Below are 17,732 nucleotides of genomic sequence, written 5' to 3'. Positions count from 1 at the left end.
CTCCTAAAACCTGAAATCACGGATTCCGTGTTCAATTTTTTCTAAATGGTCGCGGCAAATTTCCCGCACCTTTTCTTTCGGTATATTGTTTACCTCAGCCGCTATCAGCGCTTCGCCAATTTTTCGGGTTTCGGTTGATGCATAGTCCATTAAAAATTCTTTCAGCGTCATCAGCGCGTTGGGGTGGCAGCAGTTTGCGATCTGGCCGGATTTACAAAGGCTCATAAACCGGTCTCCCGTTCTGCCCTCGCGGTAGCAGGCTGTGCAGAACGACGGAATATAGCCCAGCTCCATCAGCCATTTCACAACCTCGTCTAACGTTCTTTGGTCGCTTACGTCGAACTGGGCGGAGTTTTCCTCCTCCGGTTCCGGCTCGCTGTATCCGCCCACAGAGGTTTTGGAAGCGCCGCTGATTTGGGAAACGCCCAGGCGAATCACCTTTTCGCGCACGGCCTTGCTCTCCCTGGTGGAAATTATCATGCCCGTGTAGGGAACAGAAATGCGGATCAGGGCACAAATTTTTGCAAACGTTTCGTCGTCAATGCCGTTGTCGAACATGTCCGGGTCGATGTCGTCCGCCCGTTTTATCCTGGGAACGCTGATGGTATGGGGTCCAACGCCGTGAACTGCCTCTAAATGCTCTGCATGCATCAAAAGCGCTGCAAATTCATATTTATAAAGCTCTAATCCAAACAAAACGCCCAGGCCAACATCGTCAATACCGCCTTCCATGGCCCTGTCCATTGCCTCGGTGTGGTAGGCATAGTCGTGCTTGGGGCCTGTGGGGTGAAGCTTCAAGTAGCTTTCCTTGTGGTAGGTTTCCTGAAACAAAATATACGTTCCAATTCCCGCGTCTTTTAGCTTTCTGTAGTTTTCCACGGTGGTGGCCGCGATATTCACGTTCACCCGCCGGATTGCGCCGTTTTTATGCTTGATGGAATAAATGGTGTTGATGCTTTCTAAAATATACTCGATTGGGTTGATTTCCGGGTGTTCCCCCGCTTCAATCGCCAGGCGCTTGTGCCCCATGTCCTGCAGGGCCGTCACCTCGCGGACGATTTCCTCCTGTGTCAGCTTTTTGCGGGCAATGTGTTTGTTTTTCATGTGATAGGGACAATACACACACCCATTTACACAATAATTAGAAAGGTAAAGGGGCGCAAACATTACAATTCGGTTCCCATAAAAATCTTTTTTAATCTGCTCTGCCAAGTCGTAGCACTCCGCAATCTTTTCCGGAAGGTCACAGGCCATGAGCACAGACGCCTCCCGGTGGGAAAGGCCCTTGCGCAGCTTTGCTTTTTCAATAATTTCATCAATCAATTTTACATTGTTTTTGTTTTGTTCGGCGTAGTTTAAAGTGTCCTCTACCTCGTTGTGGTCGATGAACTCCTCCGCCTTTAACGATTTTGGGTTATACATGATAAAAAACATCCTTTCTTCCGGGTCAGAACCCTCTTTCCCGTCAGTTAAATTTTATATAATTCCGGCATTGGCCGGGGTTAAGACCTTAAATTGGAATATGCGGTTTTTGCACTGACGCCGGGAAGCTTTCCGATTTTACCCGATAACGCACAAATAACCTCCTCCGGCGCGTCGATCGCAATGCTGATAATATTTACGCCCCGCTCCCTGTAAGGAATGCCCATTCTTCCGATTATATATATTCCATAGGCGTGCAGCACGGTGTTTAGTTCCTGTACGGAGTTTTCATTTTCCACTACAATTCCGATGACCGCCACTCTCGTATCCATGTGCACTGCTCCCTCAACTCATATTGACAATCTATTTCATTTATATTATACTATATAAAACATGTTTTGTCTATTTTTTCACGAAAGAAACATAAAAATTTAAAAAATTTTAACAGGGAGGTTGAAACAATGGAATATGAAATCTGGGGCGGTAATCTGCCCGCTGTAACCATGAAGCTTTCCCGCGGGGAAAGCATTTGCACCCAGTCTGGAGGCATGTGCTGGATGACGGACCAAATTGACATGATGACCAACGCCAAAGGCGGTGTGTTAAAGGGTTTAGGTCGCCTGCTAACGGGGGATTCGCTGTTTATTGCCACCTACACCGCGAGAACCGACGGACAAGAGATTACGTTTTCCGCCACCATTCCGGGAGAAATTAAAATGTTTGAAATCGGCAACGGGTATGAAATTGTGGCGCAGAAAGGTGCGTTCCTTTGCTCAGAGCCAGACGTTGAAATAACCACCGACTTTACCGTTGGGCTTAAGGGCGGCCTTTTTGGCGGCGAGGGATTTTTGCTTCAGCGGTATAAAGGCAACGGCAAGGTGTTTTGCGAGCTGGACGGCTCCATCCGCGAAATTGACTTGGCCCCCGGCCAAACCTATAAGGTGGACACGGGCAACGTTGCGGCCTTTGAAGGCACGGTTACCTATTCGGTAGAATTTGTAAAAGGGTTTAAAAACCTGCTATTCGGCGGCGAGGGCCTGGCGCTCACCACACTAACCGGACCGGGCAAAATTTGGCTGCAGACCATGGCCATTGACGAGCTTGCATCGCGGATTATTCCCTTTGTACCGCAAAAATCGAACTGATTTAAAACAAAATTCAGTAAAAAACCTCATATACTCCTTATCGGAGTATATGAGGTTACATTTATTTTAACGCTATTTTACTGTCATATTGGTCAGTACTTCAGATACTTTTAATCCTGTTTTGCCGCTATAAAAAAGTTCCGGCTCCAATAACGTTATCTGGATTACTTTTCCCTTGGAAACACCGATATAAATTGTAGCATAAAGGATTTCTCCGTCGTCGCTTACCGATTTAAGCTGCATTTTCTGAAACGTTACGCCGTTTAAAGTAACTCCTTCCACTTTGTCTATCAGTGTGTTTTTAAATGCTGAGTCTTTCAGCATAGAATCTTTCACATAGTTCATAACCGTTGCTGCTGACACAGCAGTTTCATTAGCATAAATTTCGAACATAATGAGCGAAGCGGTATTTCTGTCAAATGCCGAATACCGTCCGGATTTATCAGAGATATCCTGATTGGTTTCTTCTTGCCATGAACCCGGAAGTTCAAAAGAAACTGATTTTAAATCCACTCTGAGCGGCCTTGAAAAGTCGGGGTCATTGCGCATCATGTCGCCGATTTCATCTCGGCTTAATTTTTCCACTTTAAAAGTGGGAAGAATTTGCTCAATGATTGCCGTATCCTTTTCGCTGGTTTCCACCGCAATGTTGTACACATAATTGCCCAGTTCAAAGAAAATATCGGCAAACGATTTGTCATCATTCACAGAGTTTTTAACGGTATATCCATACCGCAGCCCGCTGATACCGGAAATAGTATAATTTTGCAGTTGTTCAAATGTGGTTAAATTCGGGTTCAGCCGGCCGCAATTCGAGGTTTTGTCTAAATCCGCAAGTTTTTTTGCCGTGCAGTTTTCTGTTTTGGAAAAAATCGCAATACTACATCTGCTGTTCTGATGTTCATAGCTTTTGCTTTTAAATTCCAAAACATTTTCCTCCTGGCTGTTCTCGTTTAGGCAAAGATAGGCAGGAACACGCACCGAGAGTTTAAATTTGTTGTTTTCATATAAGTAATAGCCATCGGGATCTACTGTAGACAAATTATAAACGTCTTCGCCTGAGCCGTCCCACGTACTGAAGCTGTGAAACAACTCGTCAATTTTTGCAACATCCTCTTTCGGCGTGTCTAATGACACAACAGATGAAACGATATAATCAAACTTTTTGGTATAAATCATCTTAAGTTCAACGTTTTCTTCCTTGGATTTGCATTTTACATGGGCAAATTCGTTACCCTGACTGTCCTTGCCTGTTTCCGCTTTCATTAAAGTGGTTCCCGCCGCCAAATCCTTTAAGTTACTTAATGCTTCCTGAATATCCCCCTTTTCTGGGTTGCTATAATTTGCCGTAACGCTGAACCGGTTTTCATATCCGTCCATATAAAAAACCGAATCGCCGTTGGACGTTCTATAGTCAATAGACATATTTTTTGGGGTATCAATGCTCCATTTAAAATAGCTGTCTCCGGTTTTGGCCAGTTCTGTTTTTCCCTGTACCGTATCGTTATGTATGGCTTCTTTCGTAACGGTTACACGGCTGGTTGCCCCGTCGAACCCAACGGTTGCGCCAAAGGTTTCAGAAATAAACCTCAGCGGAACCATGGTAATGCCGTTTGCACTCAAGGCCGGCGGCTCGGGCAAAGTTTCATTGTGGTCATTCACCTGGGCGACTTTGCTGTTAATGTGCAAAACAATGTTTACGTCAGGATAGGTTAACGTAATTTTTTGCGTTGTACCGTCCCAATCCACCTGGGCGCCAAACGCTTCTGTAATTACGCGCAGCGGCACCAGCGTGGTGCCTTCACCGGCGATATAGGGCGTTTCAACCTCTATGTTCTGGCCGTTGATGGATAATACACTGTCGCCGACAGCAAATTGAATTTCCACTTTTTCCGCGCCGTCTGCAAACGCTGTAAAGCACGAAAGGCACAGGATGCACCCAACAATTACGCTTAAAAACTTCCTTTTCATACAAACCCCTCATTTCTTATAATTTAATTTTTCAGTGACGGCGTCACTTGAACAACTTCTTCAGCATCTCCGCGAATTCTTGTTACGGAAATGTCCCCAGCGGTATAGGTGTCTTTTAATGCTTCGTGCAGCTCAGTGAACGAATGCACCAAAATGCCGTTTATTTGCGTCACCACGTCCCCCTGCGCCAAACCGCCGTTTGCGCCGGACTTCACGCTGAGCCCCTTCGTTGTGGGCAGTCCGATGTTCGCCTCCCACGACTGCTCAAAGGTAACGCCCAAATCGGGATAATTCACCTTGCCATTGGTTTCAAACTGTTTTAAAACATACTGCACCGTGTCGGAGGGAATAGCCCAGGAAACGCCGTCGGCATTTTGCACACCCATAGAATTAATCCCCACCAGCTCTCCTTTTAGGTTAATCAGCGGACCGCCGGAATTTCCCTGATTGGTTGCCGCATCTGACTGCAAAAATGCAAAGTGCTCGCCGGGAACAGAAACATCTTTTCCGCTGACAATGCCCTTTGTTGCGGTGTTCCGCATGGTAAGCGACAGCGGCGTTCCAATTGCAATGACGGTTTCGCCTACGCGCAGATCGTCGTAAGAACCTATGGCAATGGGCGTTAAGCCCAGCTTGTCAATTTTCACCACCGCAATATCGGAAACGTCGTCTCGATACTGCACGATGCCCGAATAGCTTTCACCGTTTTTAAAAATTACCGTAAGATTTTCCATGTCCCGCACCACGTGGGCGTTTGTTAAAATTACGCCGCCGCTTTTGATGATTACACCGGTGCCAAACGAGTAATATTCACTGTAGGACGCCGCTCCTGCCCCCACATAATTTCCTACAACGGCAACTACGCTGCTGCTGACCTGTTCAATTATGTTGGGAACAACAGTTTCCTCCGACGTTTCTATATAAACGCTGCGGGTGCTCCCGTCCCATTCTACCTTTGCGCCCAGCGCCTCACTCACGGCACGCAGCGGAACGTATGTGCTGTCGTCTTGAATGAATGCGTCCGCAGATATTGGCCGGTCATTTACAAAAACCGAAACACCGTCTGCCGCCAAAACAACCACGGAACATGTCACGCAAATTGTCACGGCCAAAAGCGCTTTTAATGCTGTTTTCACCATTAAATCCCCCTTTTCAATAAAATTGGTTACATTATATCACATCATTGTCACAGTGTAAAGCCTTTTTGTCACAGATATACAAAAAACAACCGCGTTTGCGGTTGTTTTTTGTTTTTTATATTGCCTCTAACATTCCTTTTAAATATCCAATGGCAAACAGCCTGCCCAATGCTGTGTAGCCTGTAGTATCTGTTTCGCCAGCCATGGTAGGCACGTGATCCACACGTATAGGAACGTCAACTCTCAAGGCTTTATAAAGCCGCAGAACCTTTGCCATGTCAATTTCGCCGTTGTCGTGAAATGTTTCCTGAAATTGAAATTTATTGCCGCGGGCATTTCTAAAATGGATAAAAAATATCTTTTCCGCGAGCTTTGGTATAATATCAAATAAATTTTCACCCATCATAAGGTAGGTTGCCTGGCACATTGTAATGCCCAAGCTGTTTGATTTTACCACCTCCATTGCCCGGCAAATGTTTTTATAACTTATCATAATGCGTTCAACCCCGCCCAAAGCAGGAACCGGCGGGTCGTCTGGGTGAAGCGCCAGCCTTATTCCATATTTTTCTGCTGCGGGAATTACTGCTTTTATAAAGTATTCATAATTTTCCCACAGGGTATTTGCTGTAATGATTTCGCCTTTTGACTTAAAATCCTTGATATCAAATCCTGTGACCAATGCACCGCCGCGCTCTAAAACACTGTGATTTGTTCTCAGCCAGCCGATGTGCGCCATGAAATTAAAACAAATTGTTCTAATGTTCAGCCGATCCATAATAGGAAACATTTTTATTACTTTTTCAATGCATTCGTCCCGGAAGACATCCCCAGTTTTAATATGATCGTGCAGGCAGTTTGGCATTGGCTCAAGAACAATTGGCGTAATGCCAAAATCCGAAAACTTTTTGTAAACGCCGTCCCAATGTCTGCCGTCTGTTACATCAAACTGTTCCGTTTCCGGCAGACGGATGACGCCATGGTAAATACCGCATTGTTTTGCATAATCCCATGTTATGTCATGTTCTGACTGAAAATAGTCTGTTATTGTCAGTTTTATCACCCTTTCCTATTTTAGCACAAGCCCAAAAAAAAGGACAGCCTTTCGGCTGTCCTAAAAAATGATTAATGCGTTAAGAAGAACATCATTGCAAACAAAACAGAAATAACCCAAGTTCCGGCATTGATTTCTTTTGTCTTTCCTGTGAACAGTTTGATGAAGACATAGGAAATAAGGCCGAATGCAATACCATAACTGATGTTATAGGCAAAGGGCATAATTGCCAGTGTTAAAAATGCAGGAACAGCAAAATCTGCTTCTTTCCAGTCGATTTTCGACACACCGCTTGCCATTAAAACGCCAACATAAATCAGTGCAGCAGCAATTGCGTTGCCGGGAATGAGCGCTGCAATGGGGCTTAAGAACATGGCAATGAAAAACGCAATGGCAGTAACAATGGAAGAAAGGCCTGTCCGTCCGCCCTCAGCAATGCCTGCAGAGGATTCCACAAATGTGGTTACTGTAGACGTTCCGCAGATTGCGCCAGTTGTGGTTGCAATGGCGTCTGCCAGCATTGCACGGTTCATGTTGGGAACATTGCCGTCTTCATCCAGCATATTTCCCTGTGAACATGCGCCGAACAGTGTGCCCAGCGTGTCGAACATGTCCACCATGCAAAATGCCAAAGCGGTTGTAATAATCAAAATAACAAGGCTTTCCATGGAATGGCCGGCAAGATAGGCGCTGAAATCAAATCCTTCTGTAAACACCTTGCCGAATGCCTGGCTGCCGAAATCGCCGAATGCGGTCAGCGGGTTAAACGAAAGGCTTTGAACAAATCCGTCATAAAAGCCAGGAATGGTAAAACCTAAAACGTAGTATAAAACAGAGCCGCCGATAATGCCCCACAGCACCGCACCTTTTACCTTTTTAGATGCTAGTACAGCAATCAAAATAACAGCAAACACTGTTACCAGCAAGGGCATAACCGTTGCCCATGTTGCAGTTCCGTTTAAAAGATTAAAGGAGGCTAAAGATACTGCTGTGGACGGGTTTGATACAATCAGGCCAGCGTTTTGAAGGCCTAAGAATGCAATGAACAGACCAATACCTACCGGAATGGCTGTTTTCACACATTTGGGGATTGCGTCGAAAATAAGCTTTCTTAATCCTGTAACGGTTAAAAGAATGAAGACAATACCGTCAAGCAGGACCAAGGTCAGTGCGTTGGCATAGGTAAGGCCCATGCCCATACAAACTGTGTAGACAAAAAATGCGTTTAGTCCCATGCCGGAAGCCTGCGCTAAGGGCAGGTTTGACAAAAGGCCAATGAGCAGGGTTCCGATTACGGCTGAAATCGCGGTTGCAATGTAAATTGCATTGTACGACACAACACCCAGCTCAGAGAACATGCCGGCGTTCACCATTAAGATGTAGGCCATGGCCATGAAAGTGGTGATTCCAGCGGCAATTTCTGTTTTTACCGTTGTGTTGTGTTCCTTCAGCTTAAAAAACTTTTCCATTTTCTCAACTCCATTTGTAAATTTTTTATGACATGGAAAAGTATAACATATTTTACGACGGATTTCAACAGCTTTGTAATAGAAAATATTGCTGGAATTTTGTGAAAAATTAACAATTTTAATTGTTTGTTGACAGGAAAATAAAATTGCGGTATAATAAAATAACTTTGAGGGAGGTTTCATTGGTATGAAGATTGTGTTAAAAAAACCGGCAAACTTCCAGGTGGTAAGCCAGACGACAGAAGCACAGCAGACGTTTATGGAAACTGCCGGCAAACGAGACGCCGGTCAAAATTTAAAAATTGACTGGCTGAACCTTGTAAAGCAGGGGGACGACAACACGAATCCTGCGCCTGTATCATTTTGCTGGACGGCTGACTTTAATGAAGCCAACGGTTTTGAAACCTGGCTTGAGCTTTCTGTGGATCAGAACTTTCAAACTAAAAAAACCTTCCGCGGATGCAACGGCACGGCTGATGTTGACAGTCTTTTATTGGGGCAGACCTATTATTGGAGGGTTTTTGCTTTGAAAAACGGAGAAACCGTCTGCGTATCCGATACATACTGCTTTACCACCGCGCTTACGCCGCCCCGCTGGATTGGCGCCGGAGGCTTGAGCAATGTGAGGGACATTGGCGGCTGGCCATTGCCCGGCGGAAAACGAATTCGGCAAGGGCTTGTGTTTCGCGGCTGTGAAATGGAGTTTCACCACATCATCACAGCTTCCGGCAAAAACACCTTGCTGCATGACCTGAACATGAAAACCGATTTGGATTTGCGGGGTGAGGCAGTTGGGAAGGTCACCTGTTCCGCGCTTGGGCCGGATATTCATTTTTGCCTCATTCCCGTGAAAGCCTATGACGAATTTATGTCAGACAGCGAAAAGGACGTTTGCCGCAAGGTTTTCCGGCTGTTTACTGATAAAAAGAACTATCCGTTTTACATTCACTGCTGGGGTGGCGCCGACAGAACCGGAACGCTGATTTTTCTGCTCTGTGCGATTTTGGGCATGGCGGAAAACGATTTATATTTGGACTATGAGCTGACGTCCCTTTCCATATGGGGAGAGCGCAGCCGGAATTCCGAGCTGTTTCAGGCATTTTTAAAGGCTTTGGAAGCCTATCCGGGAGACACCGTGAACCAGAAAAGTGAAAATTTTCTCCTTTCCGCTGGAATTACGGAGCAAGAGCTAAAAACCATACGGAGCATATTGACGGAAGACTGAAACACCCGGGCTGCAAATAAAAGCAGCCCGGGTGTTTTAAACAATAATATTCGGCGTTATTTTCTCTCCGTCCACAAAAACAGTGCAATTTGCAGGCGCGGCAATGGTTACGGCACCGCTATCATATACCTTAATCCCCACAAAATCTGCCTTATCTACTTGAAATTCATGGCCTTTAAAGGGGAACGTGCCCGTTATTTTTTTGCTCCAAATGCCGCATAGGCAGAAAATCTCAAATCCATCTCCATATGCCAGCTTTGACAGAACACCGTCTTTCACAAACGGGTTTTGATTTATTTTCAGCATACCGAGGATACTGTCAAACGTTTCTGTCAGCGCCGCCTCAAAGGAATAAAACGAAACGCTGCCCTTTTTTACTCCGCACACAGTGCCGTTTATTTCCGCAACTGTTTCCGCCGATTTCGGCGCAAGCGGAAACATCTGCATGGGAATTTTATGCTTTGTAAACCACAAATCATTTGCAGCATATTCATAATCCTGGGCATACGCAATCCGTTCCCCGGCTTTGCACCCGGTGAGGGTTTCAAATCGTTTTGACAAGTCGTTTCCTGCGGTGTCACAAAACACAGGCGTTCCAAGGAAAATGATTTGTTTCCCCATTTCTGCCAATTGCTCCACTTTTTCCATCATACCCTGGGGAAGCATGGCGGGCCAGGACAGGAACAGCACGTCATAGCCTGCTGTGTCCTCGTCTAACCTGCAAATTACGTCAAGCTCAATTCCCGCAAGCTGCACCTTTTCAAGCAGCGCTTTCATACCCAGCCGGTGAAAGTGAATGGAGCTGTCATTAAAATAGGAAAGCCCTTCCCAAAGATATAAAAACGCCGCCTTTGGTTTTGACACCGCGCCATTGTAAAACGCCTGCATTTTTCGTTCCCGCATAGTGCATATTTTTGTGTCCTCCCAAGTGCTGTGATGGGGATAGCCCGGTCCAAAAATTCCTGTTCTGCCATAACCGTGGCCAATCCAGCGGACGTTGCGCATGGCAAGGTAGCGGTGGTAATAGTCCATTTTTTCGTGGGTGGGAAACCTGTCCCAGCACATGTTATAGGCGATTCCCGTATCGGAATATTTTGCTAAGGATTCGCTGAGCAGCGTCATAGACAGCATGGTTCTCTGTGCGTCATACTGCGCGTCCACAAAACCGCCGCTTAACGCTTTTGTCAGGCCGAAATAGCCAATATTTCCGGCCCACAAATCGCCGGAGTTTCCCTCGCCCCACCAGGTGTTGTGAAATCCAATGAAAATCTCTTTTCCAAACTGCCTTTCAAAGCTGTCCCGCACTGTTTTTTGAAATTCATATGTAAGGAGATATGTTAAGTAATAATAGTCATGCCGCACCTTTGCCGCGCCGGGTGCTGGTGCGTCCATTTTATAAATCACATCTTGAAAGCTGTAGCCAAATTCCTTATAAAAACGATTTAAAAACCATTCCCCTGTGTGGTATACGTGCTCCAGCTTTGTCCCCGCGCCAAATTCATCCAAGGCAAAGCCCGAAAGGGTCAGCCCGTCGTAAAGGGAAATATGGCGTTCTACACAAGTTTTTATGCCCTCATAGGCATAATCAATTTCGTCAGTTTCAAACTCCACATAGATAAGAAGCGTTCCGTCTTCTTGATACAATCCTTGCATATACGGCTGTGCGTCAAGCTCAAAGCGGCAATTTATCTGATTTGTTACGTCCTTAACCGCGCCGTCTGTAAAAAATGCCTTTATAATTTTTACAGCCTTACCTTTTGCTGCCGGAAGGTCAGCGCGAAAATACCCGTCTGTCACACGGGCATGACATGCCTTTGAAATTCGGCGCCTTATAGTCGGATCCTTGCGCATACAATCTGTCATCTGTGCGGGAATTGTTTTTACAGCGTCTATCCCGTTTGCCTCTGCGGCGGCGCACACACGTTCCATGGCGTTTCTGCCTAAGGGGTCTGACTCCGACAAAATGCAGTTTCGAAATTCCATACAAACGGCATCGAACCCGTGCTCTGCAATGTCTTTTACTGCTGCTTCAAGCGCGCCCTCTTCCGTAATCATACCGGTGTCCATCATAAGCATCATAGGGGCACGAAATCGGTTTTTATGCATTTTTACACAGCCTTTCTGTTTGTCGTCTACATTTAAAGGCATTATATCACATAGAAGCAGGGATTGCAATGTTATAGTTGCTATCTCCATATGCAAGCTTGCATTTTAATGGTATCTGTGTTAAGATAATTAAAACATGAAAAGACGGAATATGATTTATAACCCTATATTTGGAGGAAACTGAGCTATGAGTATGAAAGATAAGATGCACACGGGAGAGCTTTATTTGCCCGGAAACGATGAAATTTTGAAGCGGCAGACAAAATGCCTTGATTGGCTTTACGACTTTAACATGACACGTCCAACTGAGTTTGAAAAACGGCAGAAATTGATGAAAGAAATGTTTGCCGAAATCGGCGACGGTTGTTATATTGAGCCACCGTTCCATGCAAATTTTGGCGGTGCGCATTGCCATTGGGGAGATCATATTTATGCAAACTTTAATCTAACTATGGTAGACGATACGCATATCTACGTGGGGGACTATACCATGTTTGGGCCGAATGTTACCATTGCAACGGCGGGACACCCGATTTTGCCTGAACTGAGAGAAAAGGCATATCAATATAATGCACCGGTACATATCGGAAAAAACTGCTGGCTTGGCGCAGGTGTAATAGTTTTACCGGGAATTACTATCGGAGATAATGTTGTTATCGGCGCGGGGAGTATTGTAACAAAGGATTTGCCGCCCAACGTTGTTGCCGTTGGAAATCCTTGCAGGATACTGCGTAAAATTAATGAACACGACAAAGAATATTACTTTAAAAGCAGAAAAATTGATTTAGCAAATTTGTGAAAATTAAAGCCGATGCGTTTAATCCGCGTCGGCTTGATTGTATAACGAAAAAGAGTACATCGTATGACGTGCTCTTTTGAGAGAGCCGAATGGTTTAGATGCAACTGAATTTTAGATTTTGTCTATATCAATTACTGACACAACTGCCCCTCTGGTATTCCAATTCATATTCACTGTATATATAACATATAATTTATTATTATATTCACAAGCAGCCGGATAATGCCACATTTTTCCAAATCGAAAGTGTTGTGAAAAACCATCTTGTAAAACTATTTTTTTATCAAAATTTATTTCATTTGGTTTACTAAAAAATATTTCTAACTTATTTCTTCCAGGATAGACATTTCCAACGACATAATTTACCCCATTTTTTAATGTTCCGGAATAGATTTTTGAACTTGAAAATGGGATATTGTGAGATAATACATCAGACCAAGTTTCTCCAAAATCGTTAGATATATATACAAGAGGAACATTTCTTTCATCATTTCTCGAAAAAACATATATTCTTTCATCTAAAACAATTGCTGATATTTCTGGATGTACAAAATTAGCGCCATCTGGAAGTTTGCCATCTGCTTGTATTTTAATCAATCGCCATTCATCTTCAATTTTACCAGAGTCAGAAATTAAAACTGCTGGCGTATTTGGAAATCCATCTAATTTTCCAATTCTTCCGGGAAGCATAAGCTTTCCGTTTTTTAATTTATAAACATTCGTGTTCAACTTAAACGGAATAGGTCTTGACCAAACAAGTTGAAACTCTTTAGTGTCATTATTATATTTAAGCAAATCAAATGAATGAATTAAATCAGGACCAACCATCTCATTCATAAACATATATAGTGTTTCATTTTCAACGGCAAAAACAGGAGGGCAATATAAAATTTCAGCACTTATATCATCTCTAACGATTTTAGCTTCACTCCAAGTTTTTCCATCATCATTTGATGTAGAAAACCTAATCGTTGTTCTGCCTGTCAACTCTAATTTCTTATTATTATACCACGCCGCAAACAATACACCTTTATACTCAATGATAGCCGTTTCATGCAAAAACCCGTACTCTTCATTCGGCAAAGAAACAATATAATCCAAAACACAGTCTTCTTTTAATATTTCCTTTACATCTCCACATATATCTATGCTTTTAATCTTATTATACAAGATTTTATCTTGATAATTAAAATGTTTAAGTTTGTATGCATTTTTTTCCTCTTTGATAATTTTTCTAAATTCAGTTGGAGTTACAGTAGTATATTTTTTGAATACCTCAGAAAAATAACTAGGACTGCAAAATCCTGTTTTTATAGAAATTTCAGATATGCTCTCATTAGTTCCTTCCAAATATTCAATTGCTTTATGAACTCTTTCCTTATCACGGTATTCAAGCACTGTCATTCCTGTTGTTTTCTTAAATAGATGGACTAAATAGTATACACTAATATTCTTCTGCTTAGCATAACTTTCAACAGAAAAATTATCAGCTAAATCACCCTTTATAACTGACTTAATTTCACCTGTCAACTCGTCAATAATTGGGGATTGTATACTACACCCGTCTGATGCCTTTTTTACAATGTTAATTATGTCCTCTATTATAATCTTTTTAATTATAGGATTCTTTTGTAATTGTGATACAAGTTTGTCAAAGTTTTTATTATCAATATATCTTATATTTTCGCATTTAATTGGATAATAACTAAAAACCTCATCTAAAAACACATCAACTTCATTTTTATCAAATTGCCTATTTATATATTTATCAAATAACTTTTCCATTTTAATCTCCTAATCATCCTTTTTTTATATTGTAATTAAAAACAAACAAAAAAGCAATAACAAAATTGCTTTTAAATACATATTTTACAACTCTAATCTTCACAAAAAAGAACGACTTAAAATGCATATAAATCGTTTTTTGTGATTTTCATATTATTATCAGTGTAAGCAGTTCAATTCTAGTTCAAAACTGCTTGGCATCTACCTTTTTTCTTCAAAAGTGATTTTTGCAAAAATCCCTCAAACCATTGAAAAAAGCGAACAATTTAGATATCTTTTGTGCCGCAGGCGCATACTCGCAAAAGGTTGATAGCGCAACGGAGGCGTGATGCCCGCGTTTACAAGGGCATAGCCGCAGCAAGCGTGACCTTTTGCGAAAGAGGAGCAGCAACGGAGCATATGAGAAAATCCCACTCATTTGAGTGGGATTTTTGAATGCAGCGTAGTTTGCTGCGACGTGGGAAGAGTGAACGATTTAGATATCTGAACCCCAACTTGTTTTTTGCAATATCAAAGTGCTCACTTCACATCCAATAAAATTAAAACTTTTAACTAAAATCTCTTCATTACACATCAGTCTGCACATCAAAGTAATGTTGTTTTTTTAATATATTGATACATATAGTTTTGTGCTTCAACTAAATCTAAAAATTTTTGGCTTTCCGAAGACTGTTTTCTATTATTGTTTTTTATGACAACTTCTATAAATTGCCGTCGTACATCAACCAATGCCTCTTTATTTGGATAGCCCTCTGCTTTACCTTTCCAATGTCTTTCGTTAATAGGATTCCAATTATACATAAGTTGAAGTTTTTCAATAGCATTTCTCATTTCAGAAGCTGTGTGATACCGTTTTGCTGGATCGGCTTTACACGCTTTTTTAATGATTCTTTGCACTTTTTCAGGAACATAATCTGCCATTGGCAATTTATCAATCAGTTTTCCTGACCGAATACTTTTATCAGCATTTGAAATACTGTTCAAAAACAATCTCCATTCTGAAATATTGTTAACCATTCTATATAACGTAATTCCAATTGCATAAATATCAGTTTCAATAGTAGCCACCGAATCACTAACAAAAGTTTCTGGCGCAGCATGTGAACGATACCATTTCCAAGGAACAATTACACTACCCAAAGCCGTCGACAATCCAAAATCCGATAACTTGGGTATACCATTATCCATTAATATATTCGCTGGCTTTATATCTCTATGTATACTTCCACTAAGATGCGAATATTCAACAGCAAATAAAATATCCTTTATTATATTTAAACTATCTATTACCGAAATATATCTTTTCTTCAATATGGTTTCTATAGACTCGCCATTTGCCAAGTCCATATCTACTACAAACAGAAGTTCTTTATTAAAATTAAATAGCTCCCCACTATTAATTTTTATAATATGATTATGTTTACACTTATATGGTATAGCAGCTTCATTAAAAAGTTTAAACGCCCTCTCTTGGATTTTCAACTTCTAATATTTTTATAGCCTTATCTGTTTTTAAAATCCTATCATGAGCTCTATATACTGCACCAAAACTCTCATTTCCTAACTTTTCAATTAAATAATACTTGCCGATTTCTTGACCTGAATAATCACTACTTAAATCCACTTCCTAATCCCCCAATTCAAACCAAGCAATCAAAGTTGCTGCCAGTTCTTCATTTTTATAACTATGATCTTTAAAATACTCATTGAACTTATTAATCTTTGATTTTTTTCCTGCAGTTATCCATTTGTTTGTTCTTTCAGTAGTCTCTATACCATTTTGTTTAGATACTAAATTTAAAACACCTAAAGAATAATGCATATAGGGTATTTGATTCATGACAGCTTCTAAAAACAGCTTATATGCTATTCTTTCTGGTTTAAATTTTAGTATTAATTCCGCATATATATTACTAAAATCCATCATTAATGTTTGTACCGATGATTCAGCTCTAAAAACATGTTTTCCTGTATCCACAACAACAGCATTATTCATCTCTGTACCAGAAACTACTGAATACCAAATTTCATTTTTCTTTATAACTATACCTAATACTTTCATAAAACTTAATCACCCCTTTTTATTAATTATACCATAATTCTCCAAAAAATTCAACCATATGCCCTTTATTTACTGTGTATTATGTTAGCCTTTCACCTAATGATTCGAATGAACTCCAAATTCATGATATAATAGAAATCATTTTAATTAAAGGAGGTTTCAATCATGAACCAAATCTACACGCAAAAACAAAAGGATAGCATTCTCCAATGTTATTTATCCGGCGAGGGTGTTATGTCCATTCATAAGCGGACAGGCATTTCTCGATCCACTATCTATAGTTGGATTAACGAACATAATTGCAACCACAAATTTAAAGACCATCCTATCAATTTAAAAGACTACAACGACCTAAGCCGAAAGTATGAACGCAGTCAAACTATTATTAAAATATTGCAGTCTTCTTCTTGCTTGGCTACCGATTCTGTTGACGACAAGTATACCGCCATCGAGGATATGCTCTTAGAAGGATACAATATCAATGTACTTTGTGATGCGTTGTGCCTTTCAAAAGGAACCTATTACAACCGCAAGCTCCGTAATAAAAACGGCAACACACAAACCAAGCAAAGGCGCGATGAATTAACCCCTATCATAGAAGAAATTTATCATGAGAGCAATCAGATTTATGGTCCCGGCAAAGTCGCTGCAGTTATGCATAACCGAGGTTATCATGTTTCCTCAAATACAATAGCGAAAATCATGCACGAAAATGGTTGGTTTAGTATTCGCGGCGGTGCAAAGGCATTATATGAACTCAACCAAAGGCGAAAACAGAATATTTTGAACCAGCAATTCACTGCAACTTGTCCAAATGAGGTCTGGGTTAGTGACGTGACGTACTACACTTACAATCAAATGAGGTACTACATATGTGTGATTATTGATTTGTTCGCTCGCAAGGCAGTTGCTTGGAAAATTTCAAAAAAGAACAGCACACAGCTCATAAGGAAGACTTTGATGCAAGCTTACAGTTCAAGAGAAATCACCGGCAATCTGCTCTTTCATTCAGACCAAGGCAGTAACTTCACATCTAAAACCTTTATGAATCAATTAAAAGAGTTGAATGTTGAACAATCATTTTCTAAACCCGGCAGACCATACGATAATTCTGTATGCGAATCATTTTTCAGCAGTTTAAAACAAGAAGAGCTCTATCGCCACGAATATAAAACTGTTGAAGATATGAAACGCAGCATCAACAATTATATGGTCTTCTATAATGAAAAACGGCCTCACTCTGTTCTGCGATACCAAACACCGAATAAGTTTGAGGCCAAGTTTTACGATAAATTAAGGCTTTCACAAGAATTAGTTGCGGACATTAATGGTTCAAATGTATAAAAGTATCCGTTTCATCTTCAAAACCAACTTTTTTTGAAAAAAGTGTATAGTTTCAGATTCGTATATAAAAATACCCAAAAACCACATAAATAGGTCTTTGGGTAAAAAAACAGAACATGTAATCGGACATCAATAGTTCGAATTACATGTTCTGTTCAATTGGCTCCTCAAGTTGGGCTCGAACCAACGACCCTGCGGTTAACAGCCGCATGCT

General features: G+C 41.6%; 15 protein-coding genes. 4 read left to right on the top strand and 11 right to left on the bottom strand.

The window, feature by feature from the left end; genetic code table 11:
- Nucleotides 1-3 precede the first annotated feature (3 nt).
- A complete protein-coding gene (gene hydG, locus WIG73_RS05500; RefSeq protein WP_337399617.1) occupies nt 4-1,422 on the bottom strand; it encodes a [FeFe] hydrogenase H-cluster radical SAM maturase HydG in 1,419 nt (472 codons plus the stop codon).
- Nucleotides 1,423-1,502: 80 nt separating this feature from the next.
- Entirely contained in the window at nt 1,503-1,754 is a 252-nt protein-coding gene (locus WIG73_RS05495; RefSeq protein ID WP_337399616.1) for a TM1266 family iron-only hydrogenase system putative regulator, read from the bottom strand.
- A gap of 129 nt (nt 1,755-1,883) precedes the next feature.
- On the opposite strand from WIG73_RS05495, the gene WIG73_RS05490 reads away from it, so the two are divergent.
- Nucleotides 1,884-2,567, top strand: a complete 684-nt coding sequence (locus WIG73_RS05490) for a TIGR00266 family protein (RefSeq protein ID WP_337399615.1) — start codon at nt 1,884-1,886, stop codon at nt 2,565-2,567.
- Between the two features lie 72 nt (nt 2,568-2,639).
- Here WIG73_RS05490 and WIG73_RS05485 read toward each other — a convergent pair whose 3' ends face one another.
- The 4 genes from WIG73_RS05485 to WIG73_RS05470 form a co-directional block, all read right to left on the bottom strand.
- Nucleotides 2,640-4,538 carry a copper amine oxidase N-terminal domain-containing protein gene (locus WIG73_RS05485; RefSeq protein WP_337399614.1) on the bottom strand — a complete coding sequence of 633 codons (1,899 nt, stop codon included), beginning with the start codon at nt 4,536-4,538 and terminating at the stop codon, nt 2,640-2,642.
- A 23-nt stretch (nt 4,539-4,561) separates the two neighbouring features.
- A complete protein-coding gene (locus WIG73_RS05480; RefSeq protein WP_337399613.1) occupies nt 4,562-5,677 on the bottom strand; it encodes a trypsin-like peptidase domain-containing protein in 1,116 nt (371 codons plus the stop codon).
- Between the two features lie 115 nt (nt 5,678-5,792).
- Nucleotides 5,793-6,737, bottom strand: coding sequence for a mannonate dehydratase (locus WIG73_RS05475; protein WP_337399611.1), 945 nt, complete (start codon nt 6,735-6,737; stop codon nt 5,793-5,795).
- 62 nt (nt 6,738-6,799) lie between these two features.
- Nucleotides 6,800-8,197: an NCS2 family permease gene (locus WIG73_RS05470; RefSeq protein WP_337399610.1), complete on the bottom strand. Its 1,398-nt coding sequence runs from the start codon at nt 8,195-8,197 to the stop codon at nt 6,800-6,802.
- 187 nt (nt 8,198-8,384) lie between these two features.
- On the opposite strand from WIG73_RS05470, the gene WIG73_RS05465 reads away from it, so the two are divergent.
- Nucleotides 8,385-9,422 carry a tyrosine-protein phosphatase gene (locus WIG73_RS05465; protein ID WP_337399609.1) on the top strand — a complete coding sequence of 346 codons (1,038 nt, stop codon included), beginning with the start codon at nt 8,385-8,387 and terminating at the stop codon, nt 9,420-9,422.
- A 36-nt stretch (nt 9,423-9,458) separates the two neighbouring features.
- Here the strand turns inward: WIG73_RS05465 and WIG73_RS05460 are convergent, their stop codons facing one another.
- Nucleotides 9,459-11,528: a hypothetical protein gene (locus tag WIG73_RS05460; protein WP_337399608.1), complete on the bottom strand. Its 2,070-nt coding sequence runs from the start codon at nt 11,526-11,528 to the stop codon at nt 9,459-9,461.
- 187 nt (nt 11,529-11,715) lie between these two features.
- Here WIG73_RS05460 and WIG73_RS05455 point away from each other — a divergent pair, with 187 nt between their 5' ends.
- A complete protein-coding gene (locus WIG73_RS05455; protein WP_337399607.1) occupies nt 11,716-12,327 on the top strand; it encodes a sugar O-acetyltransferase in 612 nt (203 codons plus the stop codon).
- A 111-nt stretch (nt 12,328-12,438) separates the two neighbouring features.
- Here the strand turns inward: WIG73_RS05455 and WIG73_RS05450 are convergent, their stop codons facing one another.
- From WIG73_RS05450 to WIG73_RS05435, 4 genes are all read right to left on the bottom strand, one after another.
- Nucleotides 12,439-14,112, bottom strand: a complete 1,674-nt coding sequence (locus WIG73_RS05450) for a helix-turn-helix domain-containing protein (RefSeq protein WP_337399606.1) — start codon at nt 14,110-14,112, stop codon at nt 12,439-12,441.
- A 585-nt stretch (nt 14,113-14,697) separates the two neighbouring features.
- Nucleotides 14,698-15,594 (bottom strand): protein kinase, encoded by an 897-nt coding sequence (locus tag WIG73_RS05445; RefSeq protein ID WP_337399605.1) that lies wholly within the window; start codon nt 15,592-15,594, stop codon nt 14,698-14,700.
- On the bottom strand, nt 15,569-15,736 hold the full coding sequence (locus WIG73_RS05440) for a hypothetical protein (protein WP_337399603.1): 168 nt from the start codon (nt 15,734-15,736) through the stop codon (nt 15,569-15,571). Before WIG73_RS05440 ends, WIG73_RS05445 begins: the two co-directional genes overlap by 26 nt.
- A gap of 3 nt (nt 15,737-15,739) precedes the next feature.
- Nucleotides 15,740-16,174: a hypothetical protein gene (locus WIG73_RS05435; protein WP_337399602.1), complete on the bottom strand. Its 435-nt coding sequence runs from the start codon at nt 16,172-16,174 to the stop codon at nt 15,740-15,742.
- A 165-nt stretch (nt 16,175-16,339) separates the two neighbouring features.
- Here WIG73_RS05435 and WIG73_RS05430 point away from each other — a divergent pair, with 165 nt between their 5' ends.
- Entirely contained in the window at nt 16,340-17,518 is a 1,179-nt protein-coding gene (locus WIG73_RS05430) for an IS3 family transposase (RefSeq protein WP_337399601.1), read from the top strand.
- Nucleotides 17,519-17,732: the final 214 nt, after the last annotated feature.

It is taken from the genome of Congzhengia sp. (assembly GCF_037235575.1).
GTDB lineage: Bacteria > Bacillota > Clostridia > UBA1381 > UBA9506 > Congzhengia > Congzhengia minquanensis.
Note: the sequence above shows the minus strand (reverse complement) of the source record. Positions and strands in the feature narration are given on the sequence as shown.

What these genes read in the sequence shown, in the direction of transcription:
- hydG (WP_337399617.1), bottom strand. Translation starts at nt 1,422, where the DNA reads ATGTATAACCCAAAATCGTTAAAGGCGGAGGAGTTCATCGACCACAAC.
- WIG73_RS05495 (WP_337399616.1), bottom strand. Translation starts at nt 1,754, where the DNA reads ATGGATACGAGAGTGGCGGTCATCGGAATTGTAGTGGAAAATGAAAAC.
- WIG73_RS05490 (WP_337399615.1), top strand. Translation starts at nt 1,884, where the DNA reads ATGGAATATGAAATCTGGGGCGGTAATCTGCCCGCTGTAACCATGAAG.
- WIG73_RS05485 (WP_337399614.1), bottom strand. Translation starts at nt 4,538, where the DNA reads ATGAAAAGGAAGTTTTTAAGCGTAATTGTTGGGTGCATCCTGTGCCTT.
- WIG73_RS05480 (WP_337399613.1), bottom strand. Translation starts at nt 5,677, where the DNA reads ATGGTGAAAACAGCATTAAAAGCGCTTTTGGCCGTGACAATTTGCGTG.
- WIG73_RS05470 (WP_337399610.1), bottom strand. Translation starts at nt 8,197, where the DNA reads ATGGAAAAGTTTTTTAAGCTGAAGGAACACAACACAACGGTAAAAACA.
- WIG73_RS05465 (WP_337399609.1), top strand. Translation starts at nt 8,385, where the DNA reads ATGAAGATTGTGTTAAAAAAACCGGCAAACTTCCAGGTGGTAAGCCAG.
- WIG73_RS05460 (WP_337399608.1), bottom strand. Translation starts at nt 11,528, where the DNA reads ATGCATAAAAACCGATTTCGTGCCCCTATGATGCTTATGATGGACACC.
- WIG73_RS05455 (WP_337399607.1), top strand. Translation starts at nt 11,716, where the DNA reads ATGAGTATGAAAGATAAGATGCACACGGGAGAGCTTTATTTGCCCGGA.
- WIG73_RS05450 (WP_337399606.1), bottom strand. Translation starts at nt 14,112, where the DNA reads ATGGAAAAGTTATTTGATAAATATATAAATAGGCAATTTGATAAAAAT.
- WIG73_RS05435 (WP_337399602.1), bottom strand. Translation starts at nt 16,174, where the DNA reads ATGAAAGTATTAGGTATAGTTATAAAGAAAAATGAAATTTGGTATTCA.
- WIG73_RS05430 (WP_337399601.1), top strand. Translation starts at nt 16,340, where the DNA reads ATGAACCAAATCTACACGCAAAAACAAAAGGATAGCATTCTCCAATGT.